We start from the raw sequence: 10431 nt of genomic DNA, 5'->3' as shown, positions 1-10431 counted from the left end.
GCCCAGAGGGCGGCGTTACGTTATATTATCAGCTTAAAAGTACAAAAGGTCAAGACTTTTCCACTGCTCAAAATCTTTATCAACTATAGGGAATTTAGCGGCAGAAATTTGCTCTCGATTCAGTAAAATTGCTTTGATTCCAGCAGCTTTAGCACCTTGATAGTCCGCTTTAAAGCTATCACCTATATGTAAAGCTTCTGCGGCTGAAAATGAGTATTTTTGTAAAGCAGTGGTAAAAATTTGGGGATCTGGTTTGGCTGCACCTACTTCTGTAGAAATTGTTACAGATGTGAAGAAATCAGCTAAATCAAGTGCTTTTAATACCGAATAGAGGCGCGAATCAAAGTTAGACAATACTGCTAACTCAATTCCTTGATTTTGCCATCTTTCTAAGGCGGGTTTGACATCGGGATAGAGGAACCAAGGTTCAGCAGTGGCAAAGTATTTGTATAGTTCAATAAAGAAACTAGAAAAATCTGAAAATTTGGTAAATACGCCTGCTGTTTGGAAGGTTTGGATGGCAAGTTTATGCCACCAATCAAATTCCATTTCGGGAATTTTGGCAAAGTCTACGCCGGGAAATGCCATCGGAGTTGCGGAGGTAAAGCTTTGAAAGAAAGCTTGATTTAATAATTCGGGAGAAACTTCTACTCCAAAACGGCTAGTTATTTTGGTGTAAGCTTCGCCGACACTACCACGCACTCCAAATAGCGTACCAACAGCATCGAGAAAAATAATTTTAGGCATTGGTAATTGGTAATTGGTAATTGGTAATTGGTAATTGGTAATTGGTAAATTGCTTTGCTTTGCCCCCAATGATATAATTTCAAGTGATTTACCAGACTTGATATTCGCCATTAGCAATTAGCCATTAGCAATTACCAATTACCAATTAGTTTACAAGCATTTCTTGAATTGGTCTAGCTATCCAATTAAAACCTACTTTGATTTGGTGATCTAATGTAGGCATTCGATAGAGATAAGCTAAACGACGGGCTACGTGAGCCATTTGACCGTCTAGTTTAATTCCTAAACCAGCAAAAGTAGCATTGTCAACTCCTAATGTCAACATTTCTCCGAGTGGCTGATAGCGGAAAGGAAGCAAAGGTCTGTCAGTGAGAGATGCCCATATATTCCAGGCTGTGTAGTCAGCTTGCTGGAAGGCTGCTTGAGCGCTGGCAGGGACTTTTTGACCGTCAGCATCCACACATTCGGTTATATCTCCTAGGGCAAAGATTCCTGGGTTATCAACTACTTGTAACGTCGGTTCGACAATTAATTGACCGCGAATATTTTGCTTGAGATGAAGTGAACGTACCATAGGGGTTACAATCATTCCTACCGTCCATAAAACTGCCTCTACTGGCAAGATGTCTATCTGTCCTTTGTAAGCTAGAGAAATTGTGTCTGAGTCAATAGCATCAACACTTGTTTCTAAGTCTATCCAGACGCGGCGTTTTTCTAAAGCAATGTTTGCTGCTTCTCGGTTGAAATCTGGGGATGTTTGCAGGATTTTATCGCTTTGTTCGATTAGGCGTAAACGTCCTCTTTCGCCAAGGCGATCGCTCAATTTACACGCTAATTCTACTCCGCAATAACCGCCTCCCACGACGGCAATCCGAATTTTGTCAGATTGAGAGGATTCTAGAATTCGCAGCCGTTCTTCGAGGCGATAGGCATCGCTAATTGTACGAAATGGGAAAGCGTGTTCGACTGCACCGCTAACTAAGTCAAGGGGAGTTTCGCCACCAAGGGCCAAGACTAAGCGATCGCAAGTAATTTCTTGGCCGTCTTGCAACTGCACTCGCTTTTCGGCGATGTCGATCCCAGAGATAGCACCTTGACAAAAGCGGATACCTGTATCTTTGAGCAATTCTTCAAAGGGTGGGGCGATTTCCCAGGTTTGTAGTTCTCCGGTGAGGAGTTCGTATAGCAGCGGAGAAAATAGGAAGCGATCGCACCGATCGACTAAGATAATTTCAGGCTTTTGGGGCTTGGCAAAAGGTAATTGACTCAAACGCAGAGCCGTGTAGAGTCCGCCGAAGCCGCCACCGAGAATGCAAATGCGGGGTTGTTGTTGAGTCATAGTTTTTTCCCGACGCGATCGGAATCAAGGCAACTTCACTCTAGCAACTTTACTATTAAATTAATGACTAGCAGGCACACTCATCCTGTGGGTTATCGTTTCTACGTTCCGAGAGCCTATTAATTTGAGTGCGTTATTATCGATCTCTCAACTACAAATCTGCGAACAAGCCCGGTTTTTAGCCTCCGTTGCGATCGCCCCCACTCCTCATTCCACCTGCTTTCTACCCGAAGAAGTCGCTGTGCCGGAGGCAGAGTGCCCCACGCCAGCCGAATTCTATTTAAGAGTCCTCAGCTTAAAACCTTTTAAGCACAAGGTTTTCAAGTTGCTGCGAGCCGCCTCAACAAGTTAGACGCAAGTTAGGTAAAGCGATCTCGCCTTGGCCGTAGCGATCGCCTACTTCAACTAATCCTGGGACTACTCTGATGAGATTACTGGAGATTCCGTTCACCTATGATTTCAATCTGCTATATACATAAGGATAATCAATTGAACGCTAGGGAGCCTCACAGTTAAATTTGCTGTCTCACAACTGAATAGCTCAATTTTCGCAGAACTCCCCTGCTTAAAACATTTGAGCCTTTAACTAGGTCGATTTCGACTTACTACTTTAGGTAGTTGCTCTCGAAATTGCCACCCTGTTACTCTTACGCTTTTGCCGATACAACATCTACGAGCGCCTACCCCCCCACGTTTAGCATCGGCTCCAAGTGTTAACAAACATTTTCTCGGTGAACCTACCATGATTGAACCAACGGTGCAGATTGACCCTTTAAATAGCCCCCATCCCATCCCTTGGGAATGGATTGTGGCTACCCACGCTGAAGTTAGCTCAACTGTGGGCTCTGGTGTACGCTACTACCGCAGCCCCTCACTGATTTCTACTAATGGTGAGTACGCAGCGTACAGCCGGATTCAAATGCAAGTGCAGCGAGAGTTCTACCGCTGTCGCGCTAGCACTGCCATGTTTGTAGAAAACCTGCGGACGGGGGAATTACAAACGGTGATGCCTTCTTCACCGTTGGCAGATCATCGGTTTTCCGCTTCTGAAGAGTCAGATCTGCCGGGGGCGATGGCGATTTTGATTCCCGTTTCTTGGAACAAAACTGGCGATCGCATTTTAGCACGGGAGTTTGAGGCCATCTTTAGCGCGTCGGATATGTCGGACTACGCGGTAGTCTGGGACAGTAACCAGAATCGCACCCATACAATTGCCCCTGCGGGCAGTTTGTACACTCATGCCGTACTCTTGGGTTGGAGCGAATCTTATCCTGATGAAGTGCTTTTCCGTGCTGGCAATCTGGGCGATCGCTCTTGGCCAGTTTGGGCCGTCGATTTGGGGGGTAGGACAGTTGCGGCCAACCACGATCAACCTCAAGTTTTCCGCAGTCAAGTTAGCAATGCCTGGGCCGGGCCGCAGTTGCATTTTTAGATTTTAGGTTATGGGTTTTAGATTAAGTTTGCTGGGGATAATTCTCTACCACTACCAATTCTTCAGCCAGCTCATAATCTAAATCTCACACCTACAATTAATATCCGCTTGGTATTTCTATTCACTTGCTCAAATTTCAATTCTCCGAGCCTGTTTTTAATTTTTTAACTTCCAGTTTTGACCTGTGAATTGTGATATTTACTTTAATTCTCCTCGATCGGCAGCGGTACAAAACTGCTGCCTTTCGCCATGAGATCGGCCAGTTTTCAATTGCGTAGGTACTTCTTTAAATTCCCAATTACCAATTCCTAATTCCTAATTACCAATTACCCATTACCAATTACCAATTACCAATTACCCATTACCCATTACCATTACCCATAGTAAATTTTCTTCACCCGATTCAGGCTGCTATAATGCGATCGCATCTACTTTAATTTTGGGACTTATGACTGTTCAGCAATTAGATATTAACGACTCTAACCTGGAACTGTGCGACCTGATTTTTCAGCGAATTGCCACAAGTTCGCAGCAGCAAATTACCTTTGCTGAATATATGGATTTAGCACTATACCATCCGCAGCACGGTTACTACACTACTAATGAAGTCAATATCGGCAAACATGGCGATTTTTTTACCTCACCTCACTTGGGTGCTGACTTTGGCGAAGTATTGGCAGAGCAATTTGTCCAAATGTGGGATATTTTAGGCAAACCTAACTCTTTTATTATTGTAGAAATGGGGGCGGGGCAAGGGATTTTAGCCGCTGATATCTTAGCATATTTGCAACTACAGTATCTAGATTTTTTCCAAATATTAGAATATGTGATAATTGAGAAATCAGCGGTACTCAAAGCAGAACAGCAACAACGATTAACCAATATAAAATCTGTCAGGTGGTGCAATTGGGATGAAATACCTCTTAATTCGATTGCTGGTTGCTTCTTTTCTAATGAATTAGTGGATGCGTTACCTCTCCATCAAATCATTGTTGACAAAGGTCAAATCAAGGAAGTTTATGTTACTGCTGAAACTCAGGTGCAAGAAGATGGAAAAACAGCAAGAAAGTTTGCTGAAGTTATCGGCGAAGTTTCTACACCTAAAATTAGCGAATATTTTAATTTAGTAGGAATAGATTTATCTGCAAGTGGATACCCTGATGGCTATCGCACCGAGGTTAATTTGGCAGCTTTAGATTGGATTACTACTGTTGCTGAAAAATTGCAACGAGGATATTTATTAACCATTGATTACGGCTATCCAGCTCACCGCTATTATAATCCAAATCGGCGAGAAGGGACGCTACAATGCTATTACCACCATCAACATCACAATAATCCTTATATATATGTAGGGAAGCAAGATTTAACAGCTCATGTTGATTTTACGGCCTTGGAAAAACAGGGAGAATTGTGCGGATTGGAGTTAGTGGGATTGACTCAGCAGGGATTGTTTTTAATGGCTTTGGGTTTGGGGGATCGCATTGCGGCTCTTTCTTCAAATGATGCACAGGTGTTAGATTTAGCAGCATTTTTGCGGCGGCGAGAGGCGTTACATCAATTGATCGATCCGATGGGGTTGGGGGGGTTTGGGGTTTTGGTGCAGTCTAAGGGTTTGAGTGAGGAGGAAAGGGGATGTAAACTTAAGGGTTTGATTGTGCCGGAGTAGTGATTTTGAGTTATAATATACTCTTTGATGACTGGAACCGGTCTTAATGATTAGTTAGTCCCAGATGGTTAGCTTAATTACTAGGATTATCCCCGCGATCGCGCTCGTTGAGAAGAATATCGAGAATGCGGCGATTCTCAGCTTGCATTCCGCGAATCTCTGTCTGCTGTTGCGCCATGAATTGGAATAATTGCTGCCGTTCTTCTCTTGCTTCTGCTACTACATTAGCTAGAGCTTGAATGACACGACTATTACTTTCTATGAGGCGATCGTGACGTTCTAAACTTTGTTCGTGACGTTCTAAAATTTGTTCGTGGTTTTCGATCGCGCGAGAGTTACTTTCTGCCACACGAGCAGCGTTCTCTGCCACACGAGCAGCGTTTTCTATCAAGCTTGCCAAACGGTCTAGCCTCTCATCATCCCAACGCTCTGTACTCATAGGTTTCTCTGTGTCACTTTCAATAAATTATATAGGATTATCCCCGCGATCGCGATCGTTGAGAAGAATATCAAGAATGCGAATAGCCTCTGTTCTTAAACCCACGATCTCTGTCTAACTAATCTCCTTTCAAGTATTTTTGATACTATCAATCTGACAACGCAACTCTTCTGCTTTTTCTAATAAGTCCGATTGTGCGATCGCACTCTGTTCTTTACTTGCCATCCACTTTAATTTTACCGATTGACTTTCTGCTTCTTCATCACCGATAATTAAGCAAGCAACAGCACCACTGCGATCGGCTCGCCCAAATTGTTTCTTAAAAGCACTACCGCTCAAATCTATCTCTACGCTGAATCCAAAACTACGCAGTTTTTGAGCTAATAATACCGCTTGTACTTCAGCGCGATCGCCCCTTGAAACTACATAAAAATCTAACGCATTAGTAGGTGCAGGTTGCAACTGTTGCAACAGTAAAATCAACCTTTCTAAACCCATTGCCCAACCCACCGCAGGCGTATCTGGCCCGCCCAATTCTTTTACTAAACCGTCGTAGCGACCACCGCCGCAGACTGTTGCTTGCGCTCCCAAATCATCGGATATAATTTCAAAAGCTGTGTAGGTATAGTAATCTAAACCTCTAACTAATCGCGGATTTAATTGATATTTAATCCCCAAATCGGTTAACATTTGCTGCACTTTTTCAAAGTGGCGGCGCGAGTTTTCCCCTAGATAGTCAAGAATGCTGGGTGCATCTGCGGCAATTTCCTGGGTGCGCGGATTTTTACTGTCTAAAATCCGCAGCGGATTGCGAATTAAACGGTCTTGGGAATCCGGGTCTAATTCTTCCTTATAAGGTGTTAAATAATCTATTAAAGCTTGACGATAATTCTGCCGATCTTCCTTATTTCCTATTGAGTTAATATCTAGCCGTAAGTTCGTTAATCCTATAGTTTTGAGAATGTCAGAAGCGATCGCGAGTACCTCCACATCAGCTCTAGGATCGGCACTTCCTAACACTTCAACTCCAATTTGATTAAATTGCCGCTGCCTACCTGCTTGGTTGCGTTCGTAGCGAAACATGGGGCCAGTATACCAAAGACGCTGCACGTCACCTTGAGCGTATAAACTATTTTTAATAAAAGCTCGTACCACTCCGGCTGTTCCTTCTGGGCGTAGCGTAGTTGAGCGATCGCCCTTATCTTTAAAAGTGTACATTTCTTTGCCGACAACATCCGTAGCTTCGCCAATACCGCGCTCAAATAAAGATGTCTGCTCAAAAATTGGTGTGCGAATTTCTCGATAAGCTGCTTTTGCCAGAATCTCTCTAGCAATTGCTTCTAAGCGCTGCCAATATCCAATTTCAGGGGATAAGATATCCCGCGTTCCCGGTAAAGTTTCAATCGTACTCATTTTGCGATTTTTAGATTTTGAGTTTTACACAACTAAAAGTAACGCCGCCCTCTGGGGGTAAAATAACCGCCTAGAAGGTGGCGTTACAAAATTACTTTAGAAGTTATTGAGTTATGAGTTTTTAGTGTTAATTATAAATTAAACTAAAAACTCATAACTCAACACTTAATTAACAGGGTGGGTTTTGTACAAATATTGTTCGCTGGCGGCAAGATTTACTGGCTAAACTCGCCCCTAAAAAAACTCCCTACAAATCAAAACTTCCTTAAACTTCCCTGCCATCTGGGAGAGTATCATCTCGCTCCCACACACCAAAGCGATCGCTATAGTAAGCCAATATTCGATCTACCTGCTGGCGAACTTCTGGATCGGCATCTTCAGAATACTGTACCCACAAACCCGCCACTTGGCTTTGACTGTAATCAAACTGCTGCGACTGCTGCGGAATTAAACCAGTTTCTACCCCTTCTACTTGACGCAGATGGGCGGCCACCTCTCGATATACTGCAAGCGGTAATTTTTGGCAACAAATTTTATACCGCAACTTTTTTTCCTGTGCCGTCTGCATTATCCCTTTCTTTGCCTGTGTTCAACCTTAGCCCTGTCTAGGATACCCCTTTATCGATGTGCCCTGGTAGAACGCAGCAGTTAATATTATCCAAACAGACCTTTCCCCACTGCATAGCCCAGCGGACGAGTGCTACTCTGTTGCCAGTAGCGGTTTTGGTGAGGATATTGCTCATGTGGTTATCGACTGTACGCTTGCTAATATCCAATTTGTCGGCTATTTCTTGATTAGTCAATCCAGCAGCCACTAATTCTACCACTTGCAGTTCTCTGTCGGAGAGGGTGACAGAGGTGTGAGACACGCCAATAGCCATAATTTTTTTCTATCTCTGCATATTTACCTATGTACAATTTTAATGGCATATCGGTACAATACCCCCTTTCCTAGCAACAATACTTAGCGATTAGACAATTTGGGTAGGGGCATGAAGCTTTTTTGGCGATCGCAGATATCAGTAACTCTGATAGGATAGTAATTGGTGCTTAAAAAAGCTGGCAAAAAAAGTGACTTATCCTCGCGTTCTGTGCCTCGGTGAAATTTTGTTTGATTGTCTAGCGGATCAGCCTGGGCGATCGCTAGAACAAGTAGAATCTTGGACACCCTATCCAGGCGGGGCTATTGCTAATGTGGCTTGTGCTTTAGCTAAATTGGGGACTAAGGCGGGATTTATCGGCGCTGTGGGCGCAGATGAACTGGGAAACTCGCTGGTAGAATTGTTGGCAGAGGTTGGTGTTGACACGGCGGGAGTACAGCGACACCCGACAGCACCGACGCGGGAAGTTTATGTGGTACGCTCGGAGGAGGGCGATCGCGAATTCGCTGGTTTTGGTAAATTGAACGCCGCAGAATTTGCCGATACTCGCCTGCAAGCAGCACAAATACCAGAGGTGTTGTTTGAAAATGCTGAATTTTTAGTCTTAGGAACTTTAGAACTAGCTTATCCCGACAGTCGGGGTGCGATCGCGCGTGCGATTAAATTGGCAGAACAATACGACGTTAAAATTGTTCTTGACATTAATTGGCGTTCTGTATTTTGGCCAAACCCAGAAGAAGCTAAACCGCTAATTAAAGAACTATTAAAAAAAGTTGATTTTCTTAAACTCTCCGAAGAGGAAGCTCAATGGTTATTTAATACCACCGACGCGGGTGCAATTACTTACCGTCTCGACTCAGTGGAAGGCGTAATTGTAACTGCTGGCGCAGCAGGTTGTGGCTATTGTATTTCCCAGAATGAAGGCAAACTTCCGGCTTTTAATGTAGACGTTGAGGATACTACTGGTGCAGGCGATGGCTTCGTTGCCGGGTTTGTTCACCAGTTGTGCCAACATGGAATTCACAGCTTAGAAGATGCGGAAACTGTGAAGAAAATTGTTACATATTCGAGTGCAGTGGGTGCAATGGTAGCAATGAAACCAGGCGCGATCGCATCTCAACCTACTGCTGCTGAAGTAGAAGCATTTTTGTATTTACATAAAAGCCGTTAAATCTCCTATTACATTTAATGAAGGTTATTCTTACTTTTTCAACCACTGTGGTATAGTCATATCCTGATTTATCTACAGAATAATAAAAATGTCACCAATAAAACGCTATGTAGCAGAGTTTATGGGTACTTTTTGGCTAGTATTTGGGGGTTGCGGTAGTGCTGTGCTCGCAGCAGTATTTACCGCAGATGCAGCCAAAATTGCACCCAATGTCGTCTTTCCAGTGGGAGTGGGATTAGTTGGTGTGTCTATGGCTTTTGGCCTGACAGTGTTGACGATGGCCTTTGCTATTGGTCACATTTCTGGCTGTCACCTCAACCCAGCGGTTTCCTTTGGCTTATTTTTCGGCAAACGCTTCTCAGGTAGCGAACTCTTACCCTATATTATCGCTCAAGTTGCGGGAGCAATTTTAGCAGGGTTTATTCTCTACCTAATTGCTAGCGGTAAATCTGGTTTTGAAATTGGGGGTTTTGCAGCCAATGGCTACGGTGAAAACTCTCCTGGCAAGTATGGTTTAGTGGCTGCTTTCCTCGCCGAATTTGTACTTACCTTCATGTTTTTAATTATTATCTTGGGGGCTACCGATCCTCGTGCTCCCCAAGGTTTTGCACCCGTAGCGATCGGTTTAGGTTTAACTTTGATTCACTTAATTGCCATTCCCGTTACCAATGTATCTGTTAACCCGGCGCGGAGCACTGGCCCTGCGTTGATTTTAGCAGTTTTCGGCGGTCAGACTTGGGCGATCGCGCAGTTATGGCTGTTTTGGCTGGCCCCCATTGCTGGTGCGATCGCTGCTGGGTTTTTCTACTCATCCTTTTTAGCTGAATCAACCATTGAATCGTAGGCCTTTATCCCCGTGACCATATTTCTTGTAAGGTGGGCGCTGCTGTCAAAATTTAAGATTAATAGTAAAGGTTTATTGCAGCAGCGCCCACCCTACCAGAGCCCCCTAGAAATTTATTCTCCAATCTGCTTGGAAATTGCGCTGAAATTGGGTATCTTTGGCTCTGAGTCATAACAACTACAACACCAATCATTCTGATATATACCTTTTCGCACCCACAGAGTAAAACTTGAATACGGCCACAAGTGGGGACACAAAACTAGACCGTGCTTAACTGGATTGTAATGAATATAGTTAAGATGTTGTTCAAAGTCTTGATCATCGCGGATAGTGTGTTCCCAGAAACGCCGGTGCCAAACATCACTTTCTCGGTGTTTGCGGCGTGAATTTGATATACAGCACTTCCGGATGTTATGAGGTACAGTAGCAGCAGTTAGTAAACCAATTTTTTAAATGTTTCGGATTCATTAAGTCAAGAGCCACAGCAATTATGGTG

Annotated in this window: 12 protein-coding genes; 5 read left to right on the top strand and 7 right to left on the bottom strand. The window is 43.8% G+C overall.

All coding sequences use genetic code 11. The features are described 5' to 3' along the window. Window positions 1-33: 33 nt before the first annotated feature. Together PN499_RS12690 and PN499_RS12685 are read right to left on the bottom strand one after the other, a co-directional pair. Complete coding sequence (locus tag PN499_RS12690; protein WP_272032293.1) at window positions 34-747, bottom strand: HAD-IA family hydrolase; 714 nt, start codon at window positions 745-747, stop codon at window positions 34-36. A gap of 145 nt (window positions 748-892) precedes the next feature. Beyond that, the gene (locus tag PN499_RS12685) at window positions 893-2086 is read right to left on the bottom strand and encodes an NAD(P)/FAD-dependent oxidoreductase (RefSeq protein WP_272032292.1); all 1194 of its coding nucleotides are present in this window, start codon (window positions 2084-2086) and stop codon (window positions 893-895) included. A gap of 124 nt (window positions 2087-2210) precedes the next feature. On the opposite strand from PN499_RS12685, the gene PN499_RS12680 reads away from it, so the two are divergent. The 3 genes from PN499_RS12680 to PN499_RS12670 all read left to right on the top strand — a co-directional run bounded on the left by PN499_RS12680 (window position 2211) and on the right by PN499_RS12670 (window position 5187). Further along, window positions 2211-2438 (top strand): hypothetical protein, encoded by a 228-nt coding sequence (locus tag PN499_RS12680; protein WP_272032291.1) that lies wholly within the window; start codon window positions 2211-2213, stop codon window positions 2436-2438. Between the two features lie 390 nt (window positions 2439-2828). After that, complete coding sequence (locus PN499_RS12675) at window positions 2829-3518, top strand: hypothetical protein (protein ID WP_272032290.1); 690 nt, start codon at window positions 2829-2831, stop codon at window positions 3516-3518. 448 nt (window positions 3519-3966) lie between these two features. Continuing rightward, window positions 3967-5187 (top strand): class I SAM-dependent methyltransferase, encoded by a 1221-nt coding sequence (locus PN499_RS12670; protein WP_272032289.1) that lies wholly within the window; start codon window positions 3967-3969, stop codon window positions 5185-5187. Window positions 5188-5260: 73 nt separating this feature from the next. Here PN499_RS12670 and PN499_RS12665 read toward each other — a convergent pair whose 3' ends face one another. From PN499_RS12665 to pedR, 4 genes are all read right to left on the bottom strand, one after another. Then, on the bottom strand, window positions 5261-5626 hold the full coding sequence (locus PN499_RS12665) for a hypothetical protein (protein ID WP_272032288.1): 366 nt from the start codon (window positions 5624-5626) through the stop codon (window positions 5261-5263). A gap of 129 nt (window positions 5627-5755) precedes the next feature. After that, a complete protein-coding gene (gene hisS, locus PN499_RS12660) occupies window positions 5756-7039 on the bottom strand; it encodes a histidine--tRNA ligase (RefSeq protein WP_272032287.1) in 1284 nt (427 codons plus the stop codon). 265 nt (window positions 7040-7304) lie between these two features. Next, window positions 7305-7607 carry a hypothetical protein gene (locus PN499_RS12655; protein ID WP_272032286.1) on the bottom strand — a complete coding sequence of 101 codons (303 nt, stop codon included), beginning with the start codon at window positions 7605-7607 and terminating at the stop codon, window positions 7305-7307. A 37-nt stretch (window positions 7608-7644) separates the two neighbouring features. After that, window positions 7645-7920, bottom strand: a complete 276-nt coding sequence (pedR, locus tag PN499_RS12650) for a photosynthetic electron transport-dependent transcriptional regulator PedR (RefSeq protein ID WP_007353878.1) — start codon at window positions 7918-7920, stop codon at window positions 7645-7647. A gap of 190 nt (window positions 7921-8110) precedes the next feature. Between pedR and PN499_RS12645 the strand changes: the two genes are divergently transcribed. Together PN499_RS12645 and aqpZ are read left to right on the top strand one after the other, a co-directional pair. Beyond that, complete coding sequence (locus tag PN499_RS12645) at window positions 8111-9091, top strand: carbohydrate kinase family protein (RefSeq protein ID WP_272032285.1); 981 nt, start codon at window positions 8111-8113, stop codon at window positions 9089-9091. A gap of 88 nt (window positions 9092-9179) precedes the next feature. Continuing rightward, the gene (gene aqpZ / locus PN499_RS12640) at window positions 9180-9935 is read left to right on the top strand and encodes an aquaporin Z (protein ID WP_272032284.1); all 756 of its coding nucleotides are present in this window, start codon (window positions 9180-9182) and stop codon (window positions 9933-9935) included. A gap of 113 nt (window positions 9936-10048) precedes the next feature. Here aqpZ and PN499_RS29665 read toward each other — a convergent pair whose 3' ends face one another. Next, the gene (locus tag PN499_RS29665) at window positions 10049-10345 is read right to left on the bottom strand and encodes an REP-associated tyrosine transposase (RefSeq protein WP_417063878.1); all 297 of its coding nucleotides are present in this window, start codon (window positions 10343-10345) and stop codon (window positions 10049-10051) included. Window positions 10346-10431 lie beyond the last annotated feature (86 nt).

It is taken from the genome of Kamptonema animale CS-326 (assembly GCF_028330895.1).
Classification (GTDB): domain Bacteria; phylum Cyanobacteriota; class Cyanobacteriia; order Cyanobacteriales; family Microcoleaceae; genus Kamptonema; species Kamptonema formosum.
Note: the sequence above shows the minus strand (reverse complement) of the source record. Positions and strands in the feature narration are given on the sequence as shown.